The organism is Aliiglaciecola sp. LCG003, assembly GCF_030316135.1.
Lineage (GTDB): Bacteria > Pseudomonadota > Gammaproteobacteria > Enterobacterales > Alteromonadaceae > Aliiglaciecola.
Window position 1 is genome coordinate 758,636 of record NZ_CP128185.1, and the last position, 26,226, is coordinate 784,861.

Here is a 26,226-nt window from a genome sequence, read left to right on the forward strand (position 1 = left end):
ACTGCAACGGCGATATTTTCATTTTAGATTCAATTAAGGGCTTAGTATCATGTCTGCGGCACAACCAAAATCAGCAATGGATCGAGTGGGTATATGGGCATCCAGCCTCTGTGCTTTGCATTGTTTATTATTGCCTATACTGATCCCTGTGTTGCCCTTTGTCAGTGCTAGCTTTTTTGCCCAAGATTGGTTTGAAAAAACTATCTTATCCTTGTCTATGATCGTGGGATTTTGGGCGCTGCTGTCAGGCTTCTATCGCTATCATCGTCAACTGTATCCCATTTATAGTCTGTTGTTAGGCGGCTTAATATATTGGAATAAAGATATGTTTGGAGAAGCTTATGAACCTTACACAATTGGTTTTGGCGCATTACTAATAGTTGCAGCTCATGTACTCAACATTCGCTTGTGTCGCAGTTGCCACAGTTGTCATAGCTGCTAAACATTTGTCAGCAGGCTGTTGTGCGAAACTCAACAGCCTAACTCCTCTATTAAGATCAACTTATTTTAGCGCCAATCTCGCATTCATCGGATTATTGCAAAATACGGCGTCCACCCCCCAACTTTTTAGTTTGACCAAATCTTCTGGTTGATCGACAGTATATACGCCCATTTTTAAGCCGCGTTGTTTGGCATCAAACACAAAGTTTTTGTCTACAAAGGTCACATCAGCATTGATAAATTCAGCCTCTAGGGCTTGGGCGAATGCCGCATAATCAAGGGGTTTACTCGCGGTAAGGGCACCGATTCGTGCCGAGGGTTTGCAGCTTTTTAACGTGCGTAACAGATGATGATCGAACGAAGAGAATAAAATGGCCGCTTCGGGTATGCCATATTGCAGGCAGGCATCGTCTACATATTTGAGTAGGTTCGGAATGTTGCTCACGCCCTTCAATTCAATATTAACCTGACAGTGATCACCTATACACTCCAATGCTTCTCTTAGGGTTGGTACATGCTGACCTTTGCCTGCATCAAGTAATCTGATTTGTTCCAGTAGCATTGATTCAATAGAGCCTATGCCATTGGTGGTGCGATGTAACCATCGGTCGTGGATCAGAATAAATTCTTGTTGGTGCTGATAAACATCAAACTCTATGCCGTCGACTTTATGTTCTATGGCAGTTTGAATCGCGAGTAAAGTGTTTTCTGGCGCCAATGCACTGGCGCCGCGGTGAGCATATATAAACACGTATCAATCCATTAATCGCACATCGAGCAAACGACTATTTGCGATGTAGTTTTTGGGCATTGATAGTTTCGTAGATTGCAGCAGAAATTACCAGTATACCACCGACAAATGTTTGCCAATTCGGTTGTTCATCCAGAATGACTATGGCCAAGATAACACCATAGAAAGGTTGCATACAAGCCACTAAGGCGAAAGTTTTTACCCGTAAATATTTAAGGCTAGTGGCAATCATCGCGTGGGGTAATGCGGTCAGAAAGGTGCCTAATACGGCAAGCCATAAGTAGGTTTCTGAACTAGCAGTAAACAAGTCTTCTGAGACAAAAAACAACAAGCTGACAAAAATTACCAAGGTTTGGTAGGTCATGGCGTGTGCTCCGCCATAATGAGAAAAGAACTTTCGATGGAATAGGTTTCTAAAGGCATACAAAATCGCTGAAAGTACGCCGACCAGAATACCTAATGTTACGTCGTTTTCTAAAGATACCTCAGGGACGATTAAAATAATCCCGATAAATACCACAACTGCGCTAACAATGTCCTGCCATACTAATCGTATGCCCTCAAACAAAGGCTCTAGCAGCACAGCAATCACCGGGAAGGTGAAAAGGGCAATCATGCCTACTGACACTGAGGAGTATTGCATAGCTGCGAAATAGGTTACCCAATGGGCAGACATTAACAGGCCAAGGGCTAAAGCAATTAGATAGTCTCTGGGTCTCTTAAGACGCAACGACTCGCCACTGAGCTTGACAATAAGTGCTAGCACAATGCAGGCTATTATTGAGCGACCAAAAGTGATATCTGTTGCCGATAAAGGGATGACTTTTGACATTAACGCCGTTGCACCTAACAGTATGACTGTGAGGTGCAAGGACCAAAGACTTTTCTTGACGGGGTTCACGGAACTCAGTCTTTTAGGGTCGCAAAAATTTCACCTAGGCGGGTGACATCACCACTGGATTGCCCGTTAAACTCAATCATATCAGGTTCGAAGCAGGCTACAATTGTGGAGCCAAGCTTGAACAAGCCCATTTCTTCGCCTTTTTTCAGGCTGATAGTGCCTTCACTATCCTTAGGATAGCGCCAATGCTGGACATTTTTACCTGCTGGTGGGGTAACCGTTCCAGCCCAAATTGTTTCAATACTTGCTACTATGGTGGCCCCGACCAATACTATCGCGAATTTGCCGTGCACTGACTCGAACATACAGGCTACACGTTCATTGCGAGCAAATAAGCCAGGTACGTTTTCTGTAGTTAACGGATTAACCGAAAATAAATCTCCAGGTACGTAGACCATATCGGTTAAAATGGCATCCATCGGCATGTGAATGCGATGATAGTCTTTTGGCGATAAATAAATTGTAGCGAACTTTCCGCCTTTAAAAGGTTCAGCTAAATCAGGATTACCACCGAGTAAAGTCGTCAAACTGTAGTCGTGACCTTTGGCTTGAAAAATGGTGTCATACTTGATGTCGCCCAGTTGACTTACTGTGCCATCAACTGACATGGCAAGATGTTGGGGGTCTTGGCAGATTGGCCTAGCACCATCTTTTAGCTCACGGGTAAAAAAATGATTGAAAGTTCGGTAGTAACTGGGATCCGATTCTTTTGCTTCGCTCATATCAACATTGTATTGCTTAATAAACATTTTGATCAAAGCAGTAGTCACGGAACCTGCCTCGGCCGCGGCTAATTTTCCAAGGGCACGAGAAAGTAAATGTTTAGGCAAAAGATACTGAAACTTAATTTTTAACCAATTAATCAAAGGTAGAACTCCAAATTTAATCCGCGGCAATTATATCGCAAAATTAATCACTATGTGAGAATCAGTCGGTCTAACTCATACCTTTTTGATGGTATCGCCTAAAATTCTGCGGGAGGTTTTCTACCTCCCTCAGATTAACCTAGGTGGGGATAGCTCGGGTTGGCTTATTATCAGTCAAACCCGCTAATATTTTATGGTAGCTTTCGTAACGTTGCGGACTGATTTCGCCCTCCTCAGCAGCCTCTCGGATCAGGCATCCTGGATCATCTTGATGTTTACAATCGCGGAATTTACAGCCACCCAAGTAGTCTCGAAATTCGATAAAGCCACTGGTCACTTTCTCAACCGGCAAATGCCATAAACCGAATTCTCTGACCCCAGGGGAATCGATTAAGTTTCCTCCTTGTGGGAAGTGCAACAATTTAGCAGCAGTTGTTGTATGTTGACCTAAGCCTGAATTATCAGAAATATCGCCAATAGCTTCATCGGCGTCGGGCAGTAATTGGTTGACGATGCTCGATTTACCCACTCCGGATTGGCCGACAAATACGCTGGTTTTATCTTTTAGTACGGTTTTGAGCTGCTCAATTCCTTCACCGGTAACGCAACTGGTAAGCAAAACCTGATAGCCTATATCTTGATAAATTTTAAGATCGTCAATGACTTTTTTACGTTCGTTATCATTCAGCATTTCAATCTTGTTGAGCAGTAAAATAGGCATGATGGCGACATCTTCAGAGGCAACCAAATAGCGGTCAATAATATTTAATGATAGAGCAGGGAGCACACTGCTAACAATAATGATTTGGTCGATATTGGCAGCAATAGGTTTAACCCCATCGTAGAAATCGGGACGGGTCAGCACAGATTCACGATCATGGACTAATTCGATAATGCCGTTGACCGTCACTGATTTATCTTTGCCTGGTCTGAATTGGACATTATCACCGCAAACGACACTAACTATTGTTCTGCGGATATGACACTTAGTTACCACGCCATCAGCATCTTCGACATCTGCGTGTTTGCCGAAACGGCCGATAACCTTGCCGGTGCGGCTATCTTCTAGTTGTTCATCATTCTGAACGGTGTCAGTTGTATCTAGACGTTTTTGTCTGTTGGTCGAAACCTGACGACGCTGTCGATGTGTAAGTTTTGGTTTTTTTGCCACGTTTCTGGTTACTTTGTTGGCTCGAAAGTCCCTTACATGTTAACTTCCCTACAGAAAATTTGATAACATTTTATCACTTCATCTTTCATAACTCGGTGCATTGATAGGGCAGACAATGAATATAGACAACGAAAATTTAGTTTGGATCGATTTAGAAATGACCGGACTAGAGCCAGAAACAGACGTTATTTTAGAAATTGCCACTATTGTCACGGACAAAAATCTGAAAGTACTTGCTGAGGGGCCTGTATTAGCTATTCATCAATCTAAACAAGTGTTGGATAATATGGATGCTTGGTGTGTAGATGTGCACGGTAAGTCAGGCTTAACCCAAAGGTGTCTCAGCAGTGAGATTAGTGAAGCCGAGGCGGTGAAACAAACTATAGCCTTCCTAGCGGACTATGTGGCGGCAGGTAAATCGCCATTGTGTGGAAATACAATAGGCCAAGACCGTCGATTTTTAGTCAAGTATATGCCTGAATTGGAAAACTACTTTCATTATCGCAGTATTGATGTGAGTACCATAAAAGAGCTGGTAAAACGCTGGAAACCAGAAGTCCTCGATGGATTTACCAAAAAAGGAACCCATCAGGCATTGGATGATATTAGAGAGTCCATCGATGAATTGATATTTTATCGACAACATGTGTTCGCAATTTAAGCACTTAGTAAAATAATTTAAAATAACACTTGCTTCACTCCAATATTTTTGTAAAATGCGCACCCGGTTTAGGATGAACCGCACCAAAAAGCTCAAAGGAAAAGAGCGCAGTCACCACCATATGCGGGAATAGCTCAGTTGGTAGAGCACGACCTTGCCAAGGTCGGGGTCGCGAGTTCGAGTCTCGTTTCCCGCTCCAAATCTTGTCTAAGATTAGTTCAGTATTATATTTTACCTGACACAGCAGTGCTTCTACGTTGGGCGCTAGATAGTATGGTTAAATTAACACCACTACTGCGTCACAAAACCCCATTAGAATTATCTATGTATACTGAGCCTACAATCAGCGTGTAAGCAGTTAGAATAGGTAAATTATCCTTGTGTCATGGGTTAAACCAAGGCACACTCATGTGGTCCAACCAGATGAGATTGATTCACATGACTAAAGCCATCAGCAACCCCCTTCGTAAGTTTGTCGACAAAGTAAATCATTACCCTAGTTGGTTGAGCTCTTTTTTAATGACTCAGGTCTTTCGGCATACGGTCAAACTGGCTGGTACAGTGAAAGTTGATATTATTAGAACTGACGGCCACACAGTGGTGTTTAAGCAGAAGAATCGTCGTAAAGTACGTAACCACATTGGTACCGTTCACGCAGCGACTATGGCACTGCTAGCCGAATCAGCAACAGGATTTATTGTAGGTATTAACTTACCTGGAGATAAGTTGCCACTGATAAAAACGATGAATTTAAATTATGTTAAACGTTGCACGGGAGACATCACGGCCGTAGCGAGTTTGACCGATGAGCAAATTGCTTTAATGCAGACTGCTGCTAAAGGTGAAGTTAGCGTTAAAGTGGAAATTACCGATGGTATGGAAGTGACACCTTTAGTCGCTGAAATGATTTGGGCCTGGGTACCGAAGAAATAATTTCAGGGCGCTGACACAGGTTACTTACCGATTTTATTCAATAAATTTCCCAACACACAAAAAAGTCATAATTTTTTAATTGACACAGCGTAATTTTGGTTCTATTTATCCGTTTGTACACAATTTTTAAATTTAACTTTTTGGTTTTTGTTTTGGGATGTCCTTTATGGCAAAAGTTACACGAGATTCTTTGACAAAGCGTGTCTTCAGTGACGTGAAAAATTATCCTTATGGTTTTTCTCGTTCTGGAGATTTTTCGATTAATGAAAGCAAAGCGTTAGCGCAATATGGCTGTTTATATGCTGCTTTGGTCGATGGTGTGATCACAGCGGAAACTGATGAAGATCAGCATTTTCTTGCCTCTGCCTTTGGCAAAGCAGAAGCCGAAACGGTTTCTGAAAAAGCGTGGATGAAATACCAAAAACGTATTAACAGACCTAAAATGGCCAGTATTTACGGAAATAAACCGACACTGATACAAGACGACGACAGCCAAGACGACAGCATAGATGACGATGTGGAAGTCGAAGTTGATGTCGACGTGGATTAAATGTAAATAGGATGTAAACTGCATCCTATTTTGTTAGCTAATTTCAGTCTATTTAGGATGTTCATCCTAAAAATGTCATATATTGGGATATGCATCTCACTTTATCCCATTTTACTGTTTAATCTTCCTAATCTGTCACGTATAGTCCCTTAAAGGGTTAAATTTGTTCAAAGGTAGGAGGATTTTTGGTGGAAATGATGTCAGGTGCGGCCATGGTAGTGCGTGCGCTGAAAGATTCAGGCGTAACCCATGTATTCGGCTACCCAGGTGGAGCGGTTCTGGATATCTATGATGCACTATATGCACAAGATGACGTCCAACATATTCTAGTGCGTCACGAGCAAGCTGCAGCTCATATGGCGGACGGTTATGCGCGCTCGACAGGCAAGACAGGGACGGTGTTAGTGACATCAGGACCCGGTGCCACGAATACGATTACAGGTATTGCTACAGCCTACATGGATTCGATTCCTATGGTTGTGTTGTCAGGGCAAGTTCCTTCTATGCATATCGGTGAGGATGCCTTTCAGGAAACCGATATGGTCGGATGTTCACGGCCGATAGTGAAACATAGCTTTTTGGTTAAGCGCGCCGTTGATATCCCTATGGCAATTGCTAAAGCCTATTATATCGCTAATACGGGTCGACCCGGGCCGGTAGTCGTGGATCTTCCCAAAGACATAGTGAGTGTACTTGAGGAACACCCTTACGTGTATCCTGACGATGTTACTATGCGCTCCTATAATCCAACCCTCAAAGGTCACAGTAAACAAATTCGAAAAACTGTGGAGACATTGCTGGCAGCCAAACGTCCGGTTTTGTATGTGGGCGGCGGAGCAATTTCGGCTGAAGCAAGTAAAATAGTGACCGAATTAGCTGAAAAGTTAAACGCTCCGGTCACATCAACATTAATGGGGTTGGGCGCATTTTCCGGTGTACATGAGCAATTTGTCGGTATGTTGGGTATGCATGGCACCCTCGAAGCCAACAAAACCATGCATAATGCTGACTGTATTTTTGCATTGGGTGCCCGCTTCGATGATCGTGTCACTAATAATGTCGAAAAATTCTGCCCCCACGCCACTATCATTCACGTTGACATTGACCCCGCTTCAATCTCTAAAACCGTGGCAGTGCATATTCCGGTAGTGGGTTCGGTCGATACAGTGGTTGGCCAGGTTTTGGCACAAATGAGTAATAAAGATCTCTCTGGTCAAAAAGAAAAGTTAGCCGACTGGTGGCAACAAATCGCATTGTGGCGGTCCCGAGACTGCCTTGCCTATAAAAAAGATGAAAATCTGATAAAACCTCAACAGGTTATTGAATCCCTGTACAAGCATACCAATGGCGATGCGTTTGTGAGCTCCGACGTAGGACAGCATCAAATGTTTGCAGCCTTGTACTATCCGTTTGCCAAACCTAGACGTTGGATTAACTCAGGTGGGCTAGGTACTATGGGTTTCGGTCTACCGGCAGCCATGGGCGTTCAAATGGCTAATCCAGATGCAGTATCTGTAGTTGTGACTGGTGACGGTAGTATTCAAATGAATATTCAGGAGTTATCAACCTGTTTGCAATATAACCTGCCAATAAAAATTATTACCTTGAATAACCGTGCGCTTGGCATGGTGCGCCAGTGGCAGGATATGATCTACAAAGGCCGACACTCCCATTCTTACATGGATTCTATGCCTGATTTTGTGAAGTTAGCTGAAGCTTATGGGCATGTGGGTATCAAAGTAGACCACCCCAGTGAATTGGATGATGCCATGGCCCGTTGTTTCGCTGAGAAATCGCGCTTGGTATTCATGGATATCGCAATAGATCAGAATGAACATGTATACCCGATGCAAATCAAATATGGAGCTATGGATGATATGAGATTGAGTAAGACGGAGCGTACATAATGAGAAGAATTATTTCAGTCCTGATGGAAAATGAACCGGGCTCTCTTTCTCGTATTGTAGGGGTGTTCTCTCAACGTGGTTACAATGTAGATTCTTTGTGCGTGGCGCCTACAACTGATCCAAGTTTATCCCGATTAACCATAGTTACCCATGGTGATGATAAAGTCATTGAACAGATCACCAAGCAAGTGAATAAGTTAATCGATGTTCTTAAAGTGACAGACTTAACTGAAGGTACTCATGTTGAGCGAGAACTCATGCTGATAAAGGTCAATGCGAAAACTGATCTTATTCGCTCTGAAGTAAATCGTACAGTGGATATATTTAGAGCTCAAATCGTAGATGTTGATGCAAAGAACTATACCATTCAGGTAACCGGTACCAGTGACAAATTAGATGCGTTTGCGCAAGCTATGGCACAACAAACAGAAGTAATAGAGTCATCTCGAAGCGGAGTTTGTGGCTTAGCAAGGGGCGACAAAGCGCTGCGATTATAATTTCAGACCATCTAAAAAAAAAGAGGTAACCTAAGTGTTGCCTCTTTTTTTGTCCGTTATTTAGTTAAATCCATTAACAAACTCAGATATCCGCGAAGAGCTGAGCTATTTTAGTAATAAAATTACAGTATTTTTTAATCTATCTTGCTATATCTATCTTTTGTTTGGTTATATGTCTATTTGAATAATGCCATTAAAATCAATTTGTTGCGTCATATGTTGCAACTTTTTTTATGTTGTTAACACATCTTTGAACTGTTTAGAACAGTAAAAAAACAACATTATTTTGTAATTTTATTACTATATATCTCGCTGGTTACCAAAAAACAGCGCAACGTAGATTAACTATTTAAAGGTATTAATATGAAAAAATTAGCTATTGCCACTTTGTTTGCTTCTACCCTTTCTTTCGCTGCTTCTGCTGCAACTGTTTCAACAGAAAACGTAAAATATACTGGTGACATGGAATTCGCATCATTTTGCAAAGCCGTAGTAAACAATGACATCCAATTGTTCAAAGTGTCTTTAAATCGTTTTATCGGCGAGTTGGGATCTTCTAGAAAACGTGTTTTAGACCGTGTACTTGAAGCTGATACCATCACTTGTTCAGGCAAGAACTTGGTTGAATTTACCCAAGAACGTAACGCGACACAGATTGATACCTTTATCAGCAGCAAAGCGTAAGTATGTCTTTTGGTCGACGAGCTGGCGTAAGAAAAGAAGCCAGCTCGTAAACCTGTTCTGTTGCGCCTCGATCAAGCCATTATTTTGTCAATAATGAAGCCATTCCCCGGTTGAAATGATTCATCCAAGTTTTGCAAAATTGCCCTTCAGCCACACGGTTGATCTCGATGACAGCTTTTTTCTTAGGATGTTTGACATGTCCAGTATGGGCTCGGGAGTGAGTCAATGCATCGAAGGTGTCTAAGATCGCTAGTAACTTCGCGCCGGCACAAATCTCCTCATCTTTTATGCCCAATGGATAACCACTTCCATCCACACGCTCATGATGTTGCATAACGATTTTACGTGCTCCATTCCACTGATCTAAATGCTCTAATAGTCGAGAACTCTTATACACGTGAGAGCGCATTAAATTAAACTCATTTTCGTCTAGTTTGGACTGTTTATGCAGGATTTTCAAAGGCATGAAAGCCATACCAAAATCATGCACATAACACGCAACGGCTAGTTGGTCTGCTTCGATCGGATTTTCAGCGACATTATTAATATAAAATGCGAGTTTTGCGATCCGATCCCCCCGGCCTTCCCAATACATTGATCGCCTTTCAATCGGCTTCATCAACTCACGGAAAAATAAAATATCCATTTGTTTTTCCGTGCTTAAACCCTTAGGAATACCAGTATTCGCTAAGGTGACCGAACGTGATGATCCCACATCGCTTGAAGATTGGTTGTCGTTTTCTCCTTGTCCTAAGTCAAGACTCGGATCAAGCAGTAACACTGCGTCGGATAGAAGTTGCTCGTGCAGATTACTATTTTCGGGTGTAATTTTAGAAACGTGGTTTACGAGCTGTTCGTATAGTTCAGGATCATATTCTGCAGACCCCGTTTTGAAGCAACCTTCAACAAAGACTTTAACCCTGTCCATAGTCAATAACACCAGGTCGCTCATGGTGCTGGTGTATTTGATTTGTCCTTTGCGCAGGTAGTCAAGTAAGTCTTCTACATGCTGAAGCAAAGGGATCATGGGGGTGAAGTTAACTAATCCCAAATCGCCTTTAATCGTGTGCACTGAGCGGAACAATGAACGTTGTAATTCATTGTCTTCAGGACGGAGTTCAAGCTCAATTAGAGTCTGTTCACTGGCTTCGTACAGCTCGTTAATTTCTTCTAATAAATCTGTTAGGATATCGTCATCTAAATCTTCGGGGGTAAAAATTTGCATCTGGCTGGTTTACCTCAAACTTAAGAACTCTAGGCATGTGTTAGCACATCTGTATCGGCTACAGTCAATTAACTTTAGACCATCTTTACATATTATCATGCTATTCGATTAAAAATGCATTCACTGCTATGACATTGGCAATGTTTACATTTTGCATTTCGAACGACTATTGTATACTCTGCGGCCATTTTTTGTTTGAGGGTACACGTGTTAGCTGTAATTCGAATAATCATTGTGTTTATTTACTTCATACTCGCTAGTGTAGGCTTGATCTTACTATGCATTGTGCGTCCTTTTCATCGAGACAATGTCTATGTCATTGGTCACGTGTACGGTAAAATGGCGGGGTTGGTTGGTATAAAAGTAAAAATAACTGTACCTATGTCGGTTAAAAACCAGGGGCCACATGTGTTCATCGCTAACCACCAGAACAGCTATGATTTGATTACGGTATGCGCCTCGGCTCAAAAAGGCATGGTGACAGTAGGCAAAAAGAGTCTGGTTTGGATACCTGTTTTTGGCTGGTTATATTGGTTGTCGGGCAATATCTTAATAGATCGAAAAAATAAAGGTAAGGCCCATGATACGCTCAAGCAAACCGCAGATATTATACTTCATCGCCGTTTGTCGGTATTTTTTTTCCCCGAGGGAACGCGAAGTTATGGCCGTGGCCTGCTACCATTTAAAACCGGCGCGTTTCGCATTGCAAAAGCAGTCAATGAACCTGTTGTAATGGTATGTACCAGTAACTTACACCAAAAGGTTAAGCTCAACCGCTGGAACAATGGTAGCTTATTGATTGAATTATGCGAGCCTGTGAAAATAGACGATAGTCGCGACGCTAAGCAGTGGGCGGACTTTTTTCATCAAAAAATGAGCGAAAAAATAAGACAACTTGATGCACAGGTTGCACTAGTGGATAAAGTTAAATAGATTAGCGCTAATGATGGTTTTTAAGGAATGACAATGAGTAATGAGCAAGAAAAGCAAGAATGGTATGAGTTTAATCAAGAAACAATAGAAGCATTAATTGAAGATGGCAGTAATGCAGAGGTGCCCCATACCATTGAGTATCATTTTGCTCATGCTGATTTTGATATTCTAGAGAAAGCGGCAGTAGATGCATTCAAAGCGGGCTTTGAAGTTGGGGATGCAGAAGAATTGATGTTGGATGACGGCGGAACAGTCTTTTGTTTTGATGCTGTGGTTGAGCGCATGTTGGATGTCGACTTAATTAACAAAGATACTGATGCACTGATTGCCATTGCAGATAAACATAAAATACATTATGACGGGTGGGGCACATATTTCATCGAATAACTAGCGTTAAACGCCCTGTTTTTCAAGGATTGATAGTGTTTGAGGTAAAGGGGGAAACAGGGGTTTTACCTTTACACCTATATACGCTTTTGAGTGCAATAACTAGATTTCGACTTCAATTAAGCATTCCTTCAGCTTTTATTCATCTTCATAAGTCCACAATGCAATCATACTAAACAGGTAGGTTGAATTGGAGGGCTTATGCCTCGTATTACTTTTTTCGGTTTGTTTTTTGTGTTGTCAGCACAACTTTCATTTTCTGCTTTAGCAACTGACGTCGCTGATAATACTTCAATAAGTGTGGCCTCCACAGAATCCCAGCACGGTAAACAGTTGGCGGTGATACACAAAAAGGGATCGCCTGTTCAAGCTAGAACAGTACTGAAAAAACAGGCTCTTGCAAAGCAAGCCGGTAAATCTGAAAATCATCAAGCCAAGCAACTTGCTTCACCTTTGAGTAAACCCTTTGCGAGAGATTTACGCATAGCTGAAGACAACAGCGACTTTTGGATTTATGACGCCTTCGTCAGCTTAGATTATGATCGTGATTATGATGGCTATTACTCTAGATTCACGGTGGAATTTGATGCCGATACTATTTATACGCAAGCTGAAGTGTACGCTCGTTTATATTTAGCCAGAGGTGAAGTATTTGAAGAATACCACACCACCTCGTTATTCCTGATAAATGGTGACTCTAGTACAGATAGTTTTGTGGTTGAAAGTGAATTAATCAGTGGTTTTCCCACCGATGATTATGAAGTGCTAATCGAACTTTATGACGGTTATAGCGATGAACTCCTGGTTACGTTTGATGGCTATAACGATGTGGACTTGACCTTGTTGCCTTTAGAAAGTTCAGGTTACGAACAAGTAGATACGGTGGTTGTTGTGACCGAAAGTGGTGGTAGTTTTGGATTTCTCACTTTGTTGTTAGTGCCTTTATTAATGCGCAGAATGTTCTGCACCAAACATTAAAAGGCCAAAGTGAGATTTTCGGGGAGGCATCACGCCTCCCTTTTTTTGCTGAGGGCTAACTGACTCTATTTATTGTCATGTTTGCCGAGAGGCTCACTGACCACTTCGGTTACTACCTTCTGGGTCAGCTTCACCCTGCCTGATCTAACTAGCGCATCGCGAAGCACATATTCAATTTGAGCGTTGAGACTGCGCAATTCGTCATCAGACCAACGTTGCATAGCAGCCAGTACGTCTTCGTTAATGCGCAATGGGTAGGCTTTTTTTGCCACAATTTCCTCAATTTAGTTTTCGTAACGCCATATTATCAGTGGCTTATTTAGCCCAACCGTAATTCTCACATAATTCAGATAAACGACCGGTATTAGTTCATGTTTATTAGTAGATACTTCCGGTATTCACTACAGGCTGAGTGCTTTTGTCCGCACATAAGACTACCAGTAAATTGCTTACCATGGCGGCTTTACGTTCTTCATCGAGCTCGACTACATTTTTTTCTTTTAGCCGATCCAGTGCCATTTCCACCATACCTACTGCACCTTCCACGATCTTGCTGCGGGCCGCAATGATGGCTGTGGCTTGTTGTCGTTGCAACATCGCACTAGCAATCTCTTGGGCATAAGCAAGATGACTTATTCGGGCTTCATGCACAGTAACACCGGCGCTTCCTAAGCGTTCTTGGATCTCTATCTTGAGATTCTCAGATATTTCTAGCGGATGGCTACGCAAAGATAAATGGCTTGGGTCTTCTTCGTCACGGGGATCATAGGCATAACTACTGGCCAAATTGCGTAGCGCAGATTCACTTTGAATCGTCACATAGCTTTCATAGTCATCGACTTCAAATACCGCTTCTGCGGTATCGGTAACAGACCAGACCACAATAGTCGCAATTTCGATAGGATTACCCAGATTGTCGTTAACTTTAATCTTGCCGCTTTCAAAATTTCTGATCCGCAACGAAATAGAACGACGCATGAAAAAGGGGATGGTCCAGCGCAAACCTGTGCGCTTCTCGGTACCCACATAACTTCCAAATAAAGTGAAAACCTTACCTTGATTAGGTTGCACCATAAAGAAGCCCGCGCAACCGGCAATTACGATTAGCATATAAAGGATAATCAAACATTCTACGATATTCAGTGGTGCAGAAATGCTGCCAAACATCCATAGTCCGATTATTAATGCCCCAATTAACCCCAATGCCGCAATATAACCATTGACCGAAAAACCCTGTTTTTCACTAACCATTACATTTCCTTTTATATATTAATGATATCATTTAGATGTCACTTTAGCCTGTAACATAGAAAAGTCAAGTATCAAAAATCTAATGGAGTTGGCTGTCATCTAACTTGAAAACCTAGGTTTGGTTACCTGTCACCTTATACATTGGTTGCTTTGAGTCAGTCAGATTCATTCTTGCTTTGGTGTGCAAGCCATGACTAGTTTATTTAGTCAATCAGGTTGTTAGGAAAGCGTACTTGATTCCTGCCAAACTCTTTCGCATCATATAACGCATCATCAGCTAATTTTAGCAGTCGTTCTGGGTTATCGGATTCGGACTCATAGGAGCTTTGCGTTGCACCGCCGATGCTTACGGTAACATAGCCAAGGGCCTTGCTCTCAGCATGCTCAATCTGTAATTTTTCTACGGCTTCACGAAGATTTTGCGCGCATATTAAGGCTCCTTGGCAATCTGTGTTGGTGAGAATGCAGACAAACTCTTCACCACCGTATCGAGCAACAAAATCTATATCACGTTTAAGTGTTGAGCGCAGCGTCGCCGCAATCTGTTTTAACGCGTCATCTCCGACACTATGGCCGTAGAGATCGTTAAACGGCTTGAAGTAATCCACGTCAATTAGCAGAATGGATAGAGGGTGGGAATATCGTTTCGCCTGATTAAATTCACTCAGTAAAGCCAGATCAAATGCACGTCTATTCGCAATGCCAGTCAAGCCATCGAGCATAGCTAAGTTAGTCAACTCATGTTTTTGTGCTTCAATGGTGTCAGAAAATTTCTGGAATGTTATCGCAATATCTGAAATTTCGTCATTGCCAATGCGTTTAATATCTTGTGGGCGAAGGGAAGCCTCTCCAGATACGATTTGTTTTAACATGATGAGTCTACGGATCACGCGGCGATGAAGTACCCAAGTAATCAACAATAAAAGGGCAACTGCGATAGCAAATAGCACAGTCAAAATCTGAATTTGCTGGGCACTATCTTCTTTAGCCCGGTTGGCATCAGCCAAGATCTCTTCGCCCAGTAAAGTCCCTTGAAAACGCAGTGAGCGGGTGAAATCGGAGACCAGTTTTTCTGTGAAATTACCCCGCCCGTTAGTGCGTGCTTTCATGGTGAGTTTATTTACACTCAGTGCTACTAAGCCTTGCTCACCCAGTACAACAGCGGAAAAGTCCCTGGCAAGGGACTTTGCTTCCGATTGAAAGTCTTTAGGTAAATCGACGATAGCATTATTGAGTTGTGCTTGTTCGATATCAATGGAGCGACTTTTCTGGCGAATATCATTTAGCGTGGTGGCATTGGAGATCTCACTCGCGATCATAAATAAACGGGAATAGCCTAGGATCCAGTCTGATATCACCAAGCGATCTGCTTGAAACGGATTATCAGTAAATAAGCGCGCGTTATCATAGATTTGATAGAGTTGCTGTTCTTTTTCTTTGACGACTTTGATGGATATTAACTGCTGTGTTACCAGTTCGCGCAACTCTTCCAATTCTTCAGTAATAGCTTGATATTCTTTTATCAACACTTCATCAAGCTGAGTTTCTAGTAATAGGGAAGCGATGATTTCGATTTCTTTGTTGATCTCTTTTTCTGCAATTCGCAATGCCGGCGGTGTGACAGAATTAGACAGTCTTTCTGTTTGAAAAATAAGTGAGGTCGCGTGATTTGCCACTTGCTCATATTGCAAAATTATCGGAATAGACTTTTCGGCAACCGTGCCTAATGCGCTGCTGACAACTAAAAGTTGATAATAGGTCATCCCTACCAGTGTGATGAAAACGGCAAATAAGCCTGTCAAGGCAGAACTAAAGACTCTGCTTAATGATCTGCGCTTTTTATCTTGATCAATTTGCAACTTGATGCTCACCTTTAGAACTGGTTTGTAGACTATCTTTGGGATTTGCTAAGTTGATAATACGTTTTTGAATTTGGGTGGATAAGTTTCTTTTTCTAATGATGGAATTGAGCACCACATCCTTAATAGTGATTGGCGGTTTATTTGAATCTGTTACCCGAGTTGCATCTTTAAACAGGGTATAACCGTCGCCTCCTTGAAATAAGTATTCGGTGGTGACAAGGGTATATATTTTAAGTGCTTCTAATTTAGCCCCATCCACCTGAATATCCACAACCCGCTGACCTACGGGAAGTGAGCTATCGAAAGTCATCTTAAGCTTGCCAAGCTGCGGAAACTTTCCTTTAAACAAATCAAACTCATCTAAGCTCAACTCTAAGGATTGCCGGATATCTTTTCCTTGCATCGCGAGAACCACCAAATTTGTACCGTATGGGAGTTCTTGGGCTAAATCTTCCCGAGTAAAATCATCGCCTGACAAATATGATTTATCGCCTCGAATCATACCACCATTGATGATGCCCATATCAGCTTTGGTATAGTCAAGCATGGCATCAACAATCAAATTTGCAAAGGCATTTTCTTCCGATCTAAGCTGTTGACGATGGGTGTCAAACGGATACTCTACGCTACCTATGGCAAGTTTCATTAGACGATCCAGCCTGCGCACATAATCGTTTCTCAGAATGGCGATTTTGTGATCTTCGGCATACTGGCTTAAAGATTCAGTTTGCCACTGTATAGACCAACCAGTTGGTTGTTTGAGGATATCAATTATAGCAATGTCATTCTCTTGGTTAATTAGTACCTTACCTTTAATGACTTCTGTGGACAATCTATAGGATTCAGGTGCGAATGGATCTTTGACCAAGCTTATATCGATTGTCCCATCTGCTAGTAGCGCATCTAATTCATTAAAAAGAGCACCGTGCATGACCACTATGATATCAGCACCTCGCTGGCGCAATGCCGCCGCTTCGGTCACAATACTTGAGGTCACATCTTGCAATTCAACCCGCTGTAACAGATATTGCATTTTTGCATTCGGATCGACTACGGCGATAAGACCCAGTTTGACTCCGTTTTTTATAATCAACTTAGACTTAGCTAAGCCATCCTGCAGGGTATTTTGAATAGGATCGAATACATTGGTAGCGATTAGCGGAAAAGCAGCTTCGTATGCCTGTAGAGAAAGCTGTTCCTCAAAATAACTGTACTCTCTTTTTGTCACACCCATAGCATCAGGCTCAATACTATTCAGCAAATCAATAATGTGTGAACCGCTATCAAAGGTTGATAGAGGACTCGGACCCAAACTGTTACCGCCAAACAAAAAGAAAACGCCGGGACGTAAATCACGATAGTGCTTCACCGCAGTGGCAAGTCGAGCATACCCTCCTTGATTGTACTGTCCAATAAGGGGCATATCGGAAGCAAAAATTATGGTTACCCGATTTTTATCAGTTTGGCTAAACCCATTTAACGATATGAAAATTGCTATAGCGGACAATATTCTAAGCAAGATATGACCAGTTGAAAGAGAGGTAATATATTCATTATACAAAGGAAAAATTAGATATCAGCAAAAAGCTGACTCAATTAACAAATATATTCTGGGCAAGGCATTATATTGTTCGTCCAAATTAAAAACCCCAACATCAGTTGGGGTTTTATGGTCGACATGAAAACGGTATTCTTTGCTACAAAGCTTCGATGGTTAGGCGCTGCTGTTTAAGCTTTTCCATTTGCATTTGGAATTCTTCAAGCTTAGCTTTTTCTTTGTCAATCACTGCTGCTGGAGCATTACTGACAAATTTTTCGTTGCCTAACTTGCCTTGGGTCCTAGCGAAATCTTTTTCGATCTTATCCAAGGATTTAGCGATACGGGACAGTTCGGCATCTTTATCTATTAAGCCTGCCATTGGAATTAATATTTCCATTTCGCCTACCATAGCAGTGGCTGAAGCTGGGCCATTCTCGCCAGCTTGAAGTTGGGTAACACTGTCCAACTTGGCCATTTTGGCTAAAAAGCTTTCACTTAAGGTGAGACGACGCTGGTCTTCCTGGCTAATATTCTTGAGTAATACACCAAGGGGTTTATTTGGAGAGATATCCATCTCGCCACGAATATTTCGGATACCAACGATAAAGCTTTTGACCCATTCTAGATCTGCAATTACGGTGGCATCTTGTCGTTCAGCTTCTACTTCAGGGAACGGTTGCAGCATAATACTGTCGCCTTCGATGTTGCACAGCGGCGCAACGCGCAACCAAATCTCATCAGTTATGAAAGGCATGATCGGATGCATCAGGCGCAGCAAACTCTCCAGCACATTAATCAATGTATGACGAGTACCGCGTTTTTGCGCTTCAGTGCTAAGCTCAGAGTTAAGTACAGGCTTGCTAAGCTCCAAGTACCAATCACAGAACTGGTTCCAAGTGAATTCGTAAACACTTTGTGCGGCAATATCAAACCTATAATCTTTTATTGCATTGTTAAATTCGCTAAGGGTTTGTTGAAAACGCGCCCATATCCACTTGTCTGCCAGACTAAGCTCTAACTCACCACCGTTAGCACCGTTGTCTTGCTCTTCAGTATTCATCAACACAAACCGGGATGCATTCCACAATTTGTTGCAGAAGTTGCGATATCCTTCTACCCGTCCCATATCAAAATTGATATCGCGGCTGGTGGATGCCATGGCTGCAAATGTGAAGCGCAAGGCATCAGTACCATAAGCATTAATGCCTTCTGGGAACTGTTTGGTTGTGCGCTTTGTAATTGCGGCGGCTTGTTGAGGCTGCATCATACCGGCAGTCCGTTTTGCCACTAAGTCGTCCAGCGAGATACCGTCGATCAAATCAATCGGGTCAAGCACATTTCCTTTCGATTTCGACATCTTGTTGCCTTGCTCATCACGAATAAGGCCGGTGATATAGATTTCTTTAAATGGAATTTTGCCGGTGAACTTCTTGGTCATCATTATCATTCTGGCTACCCAAAAGAAAATTATATCGAAGCCAGTAACCATGACTGAGCTAGGTACAAAGGTCTCAAGCTCGGGGGTTTCATGAGGCCAACCCATAGTCGCGAAAGGCCATAATGCGGAAGAAAACCAAGTATCCAATACATCTTCATCTTGACGTAAATTTACATCGTCAGCCAATGAATGCTTTTCACGTACTTCAGCTTCGCTGCGACCCACATAAATCTTATCGTTGTCGTCATACCACGCTGGAATGCGGTGTCCCCACCACAGTTGGCGTGAAATACACCAATCTTGAATGTTGTACATCCACTGGTAATACGTTTTATTCCAATTTTCAGGTACAAATTTGATTTCACCACTTTCCACCGCTTCGATGGCCGGTTTGGCTAAAGACTCAACGGCAACGTACCACTGGTCGGTTAGATAGGGTTCAATTACCGCACCGGTGCGATCACCGCGAGGTACTTTCAATTTGTGATTTTCTATCTTAACCAACAAGCCGGTACGTTCCAATTCAGCCACAATCTGTTTACGGGCTTCGAATCGGTCCAAACCTTGATAGGCTGCTGGGGTATTTTCATTTAGGGCTGCGTCTTTGCTTAAGATGTTGATCATCTCTAGCTTATGACGTTTACCCATGTCGTAGTCGTTGAAGTCGTGGGCAGGGGTGATTTTCACACATCCGGTACCGAATTCAGGATCGACGTAGTCATCGGCAATGATCGGGATCAAACGTCCGGTAATAGGTAATTTAATTTGCTTACCAATAAAGCCCTGATAGCGCTCATCATCAGGATGCACTGCAACAGCCGTATCGCCCAACATGGTTTCTGGGCGTGTGGTGGCAACCGTCAGCTCACCACTGCCATCGGCGAGAGGATAGCGCATGTGCCACATAAAACCATCTTCTTCTTCGTTCAAGACTTCAAGATCTGAAACCGCAGTATGTAATACCGGATCCCAGTTTACTAGGCGTTTACCACGATAAATCAGGCCTTCTTCATGCAGCTTTACAAACACTTCCTGTACGGCTTCGGATAAAGCAGGATCCATGGTGAAGGCTTCACGTTCCCAGTCGGGTGAGGTGCCCATGCGCCGCATTTGCTGGGTAATGTTTCCGCCAGATTCTTCTTTCCATTGCCAGATCTTCTCAACAAAGTCTTCACGGCCTAAATCATGACGTGTTTTGCCTTGCGCATTTAGTTGTCGCTCAACCACCATTTGGGTGGCGATGCCAGCATGGTCTGTACCGCATTGCCAAAGGGTATTGTCTCCTTTCATTCGATGGTAGCGGATCAATGAGTCCATAATGGTATGCTGAAATGCATGACCCATGTGCAAATTACCTGTGACATTCGGCGGAGGAAGCAAAATGCAGTAAGGCTCGCCATTACCGCTCGCTTTGAAGTAGCCTTTTTGTTCCCAATGTTGGTAACGTTGTTGTTCGATATTTTGCGGACTAAATGTTTTATCCATCTTGCTTCTCATAAATGTTACTGGCGGGCTGGGTATGCATAGTCAACCCAGCTGCTCGGTAATGTTTGTATCTATCTCGCGCCTGTTGTTTCGCTGTATCTTCGGCAGGCACGAAATCTAATATTTGTTTAAATCGATTGGCATTTTGCGGTAATGACTTACTCAGGTTTATTAGGACCGGGCGGCCTGCTGGAAGCGGTTGTTGCCAGCAAATTTCTACCGGAGCGCCGCCTTTTGGGCCTTCTCCAGTTAAATTGTGCGGTACAAAGCCATCAAGAGGTTGTTGCCATAACAATTCATCAAAAGCTTCCGCCCCAGCTTGGTCATCACACAATACCAAACAGCGACGCTTGGTTCTAAAACATTGGGCCGCGATCTCACATGCAATTAACCAATGAGCCGGATGCTGGGCATCCGGCTCTTCAAGCATGTAAAAGGTTACATCTGTCATTAATCTTCAGTTTCCAAGCCAGCGCGATTCATTAGAAATTGCGACAACATGGGAACCGGCCGTCCAGTAGCGCCTTTATCCTTGCCACTGCGCCAAGCCGTACCTGCAATATCCATATGTGCCCAGTTATATTTCTTGGTAAAGCGGGATAAGAAGCAAGCTGCGGTAATAGTACCTGCTGCACGGCCACCTAAGTTGGTCATATCAGCGAAGGGGCTTTCTAACTGAGATTGATATTCATCCCACAAAGGTAAACGCCAGGCCTTATCACCACTTTGCTCAGATGCATTCAATAGCTCGTGAGCAAGAGGGTTATGGTTGCTCATTACGCCTGTAGCATGGGCCCCAAGAGCAACTACACATGCCCCTGTTAGGGTAGCTACATCGATTACCAACTCTGGCTCATAGCGCTCCACATACGTTAGAGCATCACACAACACTAAACGGCCTTCGGCATCAGTGTTTAATACTTCAACAGTTTGTCCAGACATTGTGGTCAGAATATCACCTGGGCGATAAGCATTTGCGTCTGGCATATTTTCACAACCAGCTAAGATGCCAATAACATTTAAGGGTAAATTTAACGCGGCAATAGCATGCATGGTACCTAGCACACCAGCGGCACCTCCCATGTCATACTTCATCTCATCCATGCCTTCACCGGCCTTAATTGAGATACCACCGGAATCAAAAGTTAATCCTTTACCGACCAAGACAATCGGTGCCTGACCTGATTTGCCACCGTTGTGGTGAATGATAGTCATTAGCGATTCATTGACTGAACCACGTCCAACTGCAAGGTATGAATTCATTCCTAAATCAGCCATTTGGCTTTCATTGACTGAGTCAATGGTCAGGCTGCTAAATTCTGCAGCCAAGCCTTTAGCTTGATCATACAAATAGCGTGGATTACAAATGTTCGGTGGCATATTGGCTACATCACGTGTGGTTTTCATACCAGTTGAAATAGCTAAACCATGCTCGACCGCACGTTCACCTATAGGTAATTCACGACGAGTGGGTACGTTGAAAACAATTTTACGTAATGGCCTTCTAGGTTCGCCTTTTTTGGTCTTCAACTGCAAAAAGGTATACAAAGAGTCTTGCGTAGTTTCCACCGCTTGGCGAACTTTCCAATAAACATCACGGCCTTTAACGTGTAGCTCAGATAGGAAACACACGGCTTCCATAGAGCCCGTTTCGTTTAGGGTTTTAATGGTTTTATCGATTATTTGCTTGTATTGACGCTCGTCTAGTTCACGCTCTTTACCACAACCGACCAGCAATACTCGCTCGCTAAGAATATTTGGAACATGGTGCAGCAATAACATTTGACCCGCTTTGCCTTCCAAATCGCCGCGGCGTAAAAGGTTACTGATATAGCCTTCACTTATTTCATCTAGTTGCTCAGCCACTGCTGTTAGTCTGCGAGGCTCAAAGACACCTACGACGATACACGCGCTACGCTGTTTTTCTGGGCTGCCGCTTTTTACGCTAAATTCCATGCTAATTCCTTACTGTGCTCGATTTTGGTGATGTCGCAAGGCAAATTCACTCGCGCTCATCATGACGATTTTTAACTGTCGGCTTTATCTAACGTTGCAACTACTGCTTAAGCCAGACATAATCTATCTAATTCAAGTCTAGAGTGGCTTTATTTAACGCCGCTCATACATTAAACTTGCTAAAACGTTAAGTTTACTTAAAATTTCGCATCATGCCACTAAAAAAGCGACTTTTCCTTTGGACAAAAAGTGCTGATATTTCGCTATTTACTTAAAGAAACCATTAAATCTCAACTAGCCGTTTTTCTGGTAATTATGGCTATTTTCCTCACTCGCAGTTTTGTTCGAGTGCTTGCTGACGCCTCCGATGGTGAAATACCTGCAAGTTTAGTACTTGGTTTTTTGGCCCTAAGTACCCCATACTTAGCGTCATTAATCTTACCCTTGAGTTTATTTTTAGGCATCATGCTAGCCCATGGAAGGCTCTACGTTGACAGTGAAATGACGGTCATGCGAGCCTGCGGGATCAGTGAGTGGTACATCACCCGCGTGATGTTGGTTTTATCCGCTTTTATGGCTGTTATTACCGCGGTGTTGACCTTATGGCTCGCCCCCCTATCGGTAGAAAGTGAATATCAGCTTCAAGAAAAAGCCGGCGCCCAGGGCGGATTAACCGCATTACTTGCCGGACGTTTTCAGGAAACCGCTAACCGTAAGGCGGTTATTTTCGTACATGAGATTGATTCTGATAATTCCAAACTCAACAAAGTCTTTCTGTCTCAACATGACAAGCAAAATGAGCAGGAAGTTCAGATCGTATATTCCAAATCTGGGACTGTCACTATGGCCGCGGACGGCTCTCAGCAGCTAGTTTTGCAAAAAGGGCTTCAATACGAAGGGGAGCGCGGTAAAATTGATTATCAGGTAGTTGAATTTGATGAGTATCAGATTCAAATATCAGAACAACAAGTCGAGCAAAAACGTCGCAAAATGACCGCCATACCCACAGTAGATTTACTAGCGGATGACACCATTGAATCCATAGCTGAGTTGCAATGGCGATTGGCGATTCCATTGTCTTTACCTTTCCTCGTGCTGATTGCGGTGCCACTAAGTTCTGTTGACCCTCGACAGGGACGCTTCGGTAAAATGTTCCCCGCCTTATTGCTCTACCTAGGTTATTTTATGTTGCTGATGGCTGGTCGCAAGGTGTTAGAGGATGGCAAAATTCCTCCGCAGCTGGGATTGTGGTGGGTGCATGCTTTGATATTTGTGATCGGTATTGGACTGGTGATGAAAGACCGACCTCTTGGTGTGCGCTTAAGGGCGATATGGGGCGGTAGCAAACATGTTTAAAATTCTCGATATCTATATTGCACGCACTTTACTAACTACCACGGCTATTAGTTTGTCTGTATTACTTGGCCTTAGTGCGCTGATTAAATTCATTGAGCAAATGAAAAGTGTAGGGACCGGAAGTTACGATATGACTGCCGTTGGGGTTTATGTGTTGTTGAGCCTGCCTCGAGAGCTTGAGCAATTCTTCCCAATGGCGACCTTATTAGGCGGCCTTATTGGAATGGGAATTTTGGCCAGCAATTCCGAATTGGTTATCATGCAGTCGGCAGGATTATCGCGCTGGAATATTACCGTTTCAGCAATGAAATCTGCTGTAGTCATGATGATTTTCGTCATGGCAGTGGGAGAGTGGGTGGCTCCTTTGAGTGAAACCAAAGCCAAAGAAATTCGCACTCAAGCTATATCCGGAGGCAGTTTGTTTTCATCTGACCGACTGGTTTGGGCCAAAGACGGTGATAACTTTGTCAGCATTGGTGAAGTGATAGATAAAACTAGTTTGCTTAATATCAATATTTACGAGTTTGATGAAAACCTGAATTTAAGACAAATCACCTCTGCGGATAGCGCAGACTTTGTTGATGGTAAGTGGTCACTAATAAGTGTGAATTATACTTTCATCGGTGATCAACGGATCCGCGGCCAGCAAGTAGAAACAGGCAGTTGGCAGTCCACTTTAACGCCTGACAAGCTAGGTGTAGTTACGGTGAAGCCGGAAGCCTTATCTATTCGGGGCCTATACGATTATGTTCAGTACCTTGAAAATAACAGTCAAGATTCTGGGCGCTATAATTTAGCCCTGTGGAGAAAAATACTACAGCCTGTATCTATTGGAGTGATGTTGTTGATGGCCTTGTCATTCGTGTTCGGGCCATTGCGCAGTGTGACTATGGGGGCGCGCGTCATCATGGGCGTATTGGCCGGTTTTGCATTTTTCATAAGTAATGAAACCTTTGGCACCTTTAGTTTGGTCTTTCAGTTACCACCAGTGTTAGGCGCCTTAGTCCCTAGTGTGATATTCGCTGGTATTGCCGGTATATTACTGCGGCGCTGACGCTTATACATATGGGGTGGGCTACATTTCTCACCCCTTTCAGAATATTCAACCAGTTAAGTCAAATCAAATACGTATCGCAGCAAAAATATTACCCCTAGCGCATAAGTGATGAAGGACACCTTTCGAAACTTTCCAGTTCCCAACATAATTCCCACGTAAGTGATAAATCCTAAGGCGATACCTTCACTGATACTGAAGGTTAGTGGCATCGCCAGCAGGGCAACAGTAGCTGTGGCCAGGGATGGCATATCATCAAAGTCGAGCTGTCTAAACGACTCCATCATGAAAATACCAACCATAATAAGGGCTGGCGTGGTGGCCATCAATGGAATGATTTTCATGATGGGAGTGAAGAATAGTGCTAAGAGAAAGCACATTGCAACAACCACAGCGGTTAAGCCTGTCCGGCCGCCGGCAGATACCCCTGCGGCGGATTCTACGTAAGACGTAACCGGCGAGGTTCCAAGGGCAGAACCTATTACACTGGCGGCAGCATCAGCCGTCATAGCATTGCCTATTCTAGGCAAATCCCCTTGTTTATCCAGTAATCTTGCCTTGCGGGAAACGCCGATTAACGTACCAATAGTATCGAACATATTGACGAACAATAGCGCAAAAACAAGATCCCAAGTCTGCGCGAAATGCTCTAAAGGATACATAATATCCATGGCGAAAAAGGTTTTGCTGATGGAATCTGGCCAGCCAATCACACCGTTTGGCATGGCAGTTAAGGTTCCATCACCATGAGGAATGAACGCGCCCAGTACAGTAAGCAATATGACAGAAATTAGGATGGCCCCGGTCACCTTTTTTGTCACCAATACAATGGTCACTATGATGCCAAACAATGCCAATAAAGTAGTGGGTTGTGATAGATCACCTAGTGACACAAAGGTCGCCGGATTGTCTACTACCAAGCCGGCATTCTTCAAGCCAATAAATGCGATAAAAAGGCCAATGCCACATTGCACACCAATTTTGAGGGCATCGGGGATCGCCTCAGCTATTTTTTTTCTTACTCCAAAGAGAGATAACAGTAAAAATAAAACTCCGTTCCAAAAGACGATACCTAATGCTGCGTCCCAAGGGATCTCGCGGGTTAAGCAGATGGTGAAAGCAAAAAAGGCATTCAGTCCCATACCCGGTGCCATGGCAATAGGATAATTTGTCATTACCGCCATTAGTAAGGTACCTATGCATGCAGCCAATGCCGTCACTGTTATCAAGCCTTCAATCGGCATGCCGCCCGCGGAGAGTATGCTAGGATTCACCACCAATACATATGACATAGCAGCGAATGTAGTGAGCCCGGCCACGCATTCTGTTTTAAAATTGGTGCCTTTCTCGGACAGCTTAAAAAAACGTTCTAACAGGGACGATGTCATAGGCTGTCTCT

Annotated in this window: 25 protein-coding genes and 1 tRNA gene; 13 read left to right on the forward strand and 13 right to left on the reverse strand. The window is 43.2% G+C overall.

Annotation, left to right across the window (positions count from 1 at the left end; all coding sequences use genetic code 11):
• The first annotated feature begins 49 nt into the window (after positions 1 to 49).
• Positions 50 to 442: a MerC domain-containing protein gene (locus tag QR722_RS03200; RefSeq protein WP_286285309.1), complete on the forward strand. Its 393-nt coding sequence runs from the start codon at positions 50 to 52 to the stop codon at positions 440 to 442.
• Between the two features lie 60 nt (positions 443 to 502).
• Here the strand turns inward: QR722_RS03200 and QR722_RS03205 are convergent, their stop codons facing one another.
• The 4 genes from QR722_RS03205 to rsgA all read right to left on the reverse strand — a co-directional run bounded on the left by QR722_RS03205 (position 503) and on the right by rsgA (position 4,130).
• The gene (locus QR722_RS03205) at positions 503 to 1,192 is read right to left on the reverse strand and encodes a glycerophosphodiester phosphodiesterase (protein WP_286285310.1); all 690 of its coding nucleotides are present in this window, start codon (positions 1,190 to 1,192) and stop codon (positions 503 to 505) included.
• A 34-nt stretch (positions 1,193 to 1,226) separates the two neighbouring features.
• Positions 1,227 to 2,093 (reverse strand): DMT family transporter, encoded by an 867-nt coding sequence (locus tag QR722_RS03210; RefSeq protein WP_286285311.1) that lies wholly within the window; start codon positions 2,091 to 2,093, stop codon positions 1,227 to 1,229.
• A gap of 5 nt (positions 2,094 to 2,098) precedes the next feature.
• Positions 2,099 to 2,959, reverse strand: a complete 861-nt coding sequence (gene asd / locus QR722_RS03215; RefSeq protein WP_286285312.1) for an archaetidylserine decarboxylase — start codon at positions 2,957 to 2,959, stop codon at positions 2,099 to 2,101.
• A gap of 139 nt (positions 2,960 to 3,098) precedes the next feature.
• Complete coding sequence (gene rsgA, locus QR722_RS03220) at positions 3,099 to 4,130, reverse strand: small ribosomal subunit biogenesis GTPase RsgA (RefSeq protein WP_286285313.1); 1,032 nt, start codon at positions 4,128 to 4,130, stop codon at positions 3,099 to 3,101.
• Positions 4,131 to 4,245: 115 nt separating this feature from the next.
• Here rsgA and orn point away from each other — a divergent pair, with 115 nt between their 5' ends.
• From orn to QR722_RS03255, 7 genes are all read left to right on the forward strand, one after another.
• The gene (orn, locus tag QR722_RS03225) at positions 4,246 to 4,791 is read left to right on the forward strand and encodes an oligoribonuclease (RefSeq protein WP_286285314.1); all 546 of its coding nucleotides are present in this window, start codon (positions 4,246 to 4,248) and stop codon (positions 4,789 to 4,791) included.
• A gap of 123 nt (positions 4,792 to 4,914) precedes the next feature.
• Positions 4,915 to 4,990: transfer RNA gene (locus QR722_RS03230), tRNA-Gly, on the forward strand.
• Positions 4,991 to 5,214: 224 nt separating this feature from the next.
• Positions 5,215 to 5,724, forward strand: coding sequence for a DUF4442 domain-containing protein (locus QR722_RS03235; RefSeq protein WP_286285315.1), 510 nt, complete (start codon positions 5,215 to 5,217; stop codon positions 5,722 to 5,724).
• Positions 5,725 to 5,890: 166 nt separating this feature from the next.
• Positions 5,891 to 6,274: a MaoP family protein gene (locus QR722_RS03240; RefSeq protein WP_286285316.1), complete on the forward strand. Its 384-nt coding sequence runs from the start codon at positions 5,891 to 5,893 to the stop codon at positions 6,272 to 6,274.
• Positions 6,275 to 6,462: 188 nt separating this feature from the next.
• Positions 6,463 to 8,181, forward strand: a complete 1,719-nt coding sequence (locus tag QR722_RS03245) for an acetolactate synthase 3 large subunit (RefSeq protein ID WP_286285317.1) — start codon at positions 6,463 to 6,465, stop codon at positions 8,179 to 8,181.
• The gene (gene ilvN / locus QR722_RS03250; protein WP_286285318.1) at positions 8,181 to 8,678 is read left to right on the forward strand and encodes an acetolactate synthase small subunit; all 498 of its coding nucleotides are present in this window, start codon (positions 8,181 to 8,183) and stop codon (positions 8,676 to 8,678) included. Before QR722_RS03245 ends, ilvN begins: the two co-directional genes overlap by 1 nt.
• 363 nt (positions 8,679 to 9,041) lie before the next feature.
• A complete protein-coding gene (locus tag QR722_RS03255; protein WP_286285319.1) occupies positions 9,042 to 9,362 on the forward strand; it encodes a hypothetical protein in 321 nt (106 codons plus the stop codon).
• Positions 9,363 to 9,441: 79 nt separating this feature from the next.
• Here the strand turns inward: QR722_RS03255 and QR722_RS03260 are convergent, their stop codons facing one another.
• Entirely contained in the window at positions 9,442 to 10,587 is a 1,146-nt protein-coding gene (locus QR722_RS03260) for an HD-GYP domain-containing protein (protein ID WP_286285320.1), read from the reverse strand.
• Between the two features lie 207 nt (positions 10,588 to 10,794).
• Here QR722_RS03260 and QR722_RS03265 point away from each other — a divergent pair, with 207 nt between their 5' ends.
• From QR722_RS03265 to QR722_RS03275, 3 genes are all read left to right on the forward strand, one after another.
• Positions 10,795 to 11,520: a 1-acylglycerol-3-phosphate O-acyltransferase gene (locus tag QR722_RS03265; protein ID WP_286285321.1), complete on the forward strand. Its 726-nt coding sequence runs from the start codon at positions 10,795 to 10,797 to the stop codon at positions 11,518 to 11,520.
• Positions 11,521 to 11,553: 33 nt separating this feature from the next.
• On the forward strand, positions 11,554 to 11,907 hold the full coding sequence (gene rraB, locus QR722_RS03270) for a ribonuclease E inhibitor RraB (protein WP_286285322.1): 354 nt from the start codon (positions 11,554 to 11,556) through the stop codon (positions 11,905 to 11,907).
• Between the two features lie 201 nt (positions 11,908 to 12,108).
• Positions 12,109 to 12,885: a choice-of-anchor H family protein gene (locus QR722_RS03275; protein WP_286285323.1), complete on the forward strand. Its 777-nt coding sequence runs from the start codon at positions 12,109 to 12,111 to the stop codon at positions 12,883 to 12,885.
• A gap of 65 nt (positions 12,886 to 12,950) precedes the next feature.
• Here the strand turns inward: QR722_RS03275 and QR722_RS03280 are convergent, their stop codons facing one another.
• From QR722_RS03280 to pepA, 7 genes are all read right to left on the reverse strand, one after another.
• Positions 12,951 to 13,160 (reverse strand): type II toxin-antitoxin system antitoxin, encoded by a 210-nt coding sequence (locus QR722_RS03280; protein WP_286287543.1) that lies wholly within the window; start codon positions 13,158 to 13,160, stop codon positions 12,951 to 12,953.
• 103 nt (positions 13,161 to 13,263) lie between these two features.
• Positions 13,264 to 14,136 carry an SPFH domain-containing protein gene (locus QR722_RS03285; RefSeq protein ID WP_286285324.1) on the reverse strand — a complete coding sequence of 291 codons (873 nt, stop codon included), beginning with the start codon at positions 14,134 to 14,136 and terminating at the stop codon, positions 13,264 to 13,266.
• 203 nt (positions 14,137 to 14,339) lie between these two features.
• Positions 14,340 to 15,995, reverse strand: a complete 1,656-nt coding sequence (locus tag QR722_RS03290; RefSeq protein ID WP_286285325.1) for a GGDEF domain-containing protein — start codon at positions 15,993 to 15,995, stop codon at positions 14,340 to 14,342.
• Entirely contained in the window at positions 15,985 to 17,517 is a 1,533-nt protein-coding gene (locus QR722_RS03295; RefSeq protein WP_286285326.1) for a bifunctional metallophosphatase/5'-nucleotidase, read from the reverse strand. Before QR722_RS03295 ends, QR722_RS03290 begins: the two co-directional genes overlap by 11 nt.
• Before the next feature lie 178 nt (positions 17,518 to 17,695).
• Positions 17,696 to 20,461, reverse strand: coding sequence for a valine--tRNA ligase (locus QR722_RS03300; RefSeq protein WP_286285327.1), 2,766 nt, complete (start codon positions 20,459 to 20,461; stop codon positions 17,696 to 17,698).
• On the reverse strand, positions 20,454 to 20,912 hold the full coding sequence (locus QR722_RS03305; protein ID WP_286285328.1) for a DNA polymerase III subunit chi: 459 nt from the start codon (positions 20,910 to 20,912) through the stop codon (positions 20,454 to 20,456). Before QR722_RS03305 ends, QR722_RS03300 begins: the two co-directional genes overlap by 8 nt.
• Positions 20,912 to 22,417, reverse strand: a complete 1,506-nt coding sequence (pepA, locus tag QR722_RS03310; protein ID WP_286285329.1) for a leucyl aminopeptidase — start codon at positions 22,415 to 22,417, stop codon at positions 20,912 to 20,914. Before pepA ends, QR722_RS03305 begins: the two co-directional genes overlap by 1 nt.
• Before the next feature lie 249 nt (positions 22,418 to 22,666).
• On the opposite strand from pepA, the gene lptF reads away from it, so the two are divergent.
• Positions 22,667 to 23,773, forward strand: a complete 1,107-nt coding sequence (gene lptF / locus QR722_RS03315; RefSeq protein WP_286285330.1) for an LPS export ABC transporter permease LptF — start codon at positions 22,667 to 22,669, stop codon at positions 23,771 to 23,773.
• The gene (lptG, locus tag QR722_RS03320) at positions 23,766 to 24,827 is read left to right on the forward strand and encodes an LPS export ABC transporter permease LptG (protein WP_286285331.1); all 1,062 of its coding nucleotides are present in this window, start codon (positions 23,766 to 23,768) and stop codon (positions 24,825 to 24,827) included. Before lptF ends, lptG begins: the two co-directional genes overlap by 8 nt.
• Before the next feature lie 56 nt (positions 24,828 to 24,883).
• On the opposite strand, the gene QR722_RS03325 is transcribed toward lptG, so the two are convergent.
• The gene (locus QR722_RS03325) at positions 24,884 to 26,215 is read right to left on the reverse strand and encodes an NCS2 family permease (protein ID WP_286285332.1); all 1,332 of its coding nucleotides are present in this window, start codon (positions 26,213 to 26,215) and stop codon (positions 24,884 to 24,886) included.
• Positions 26,216 to 26,226: the final 11 nt, after the last annotated feature.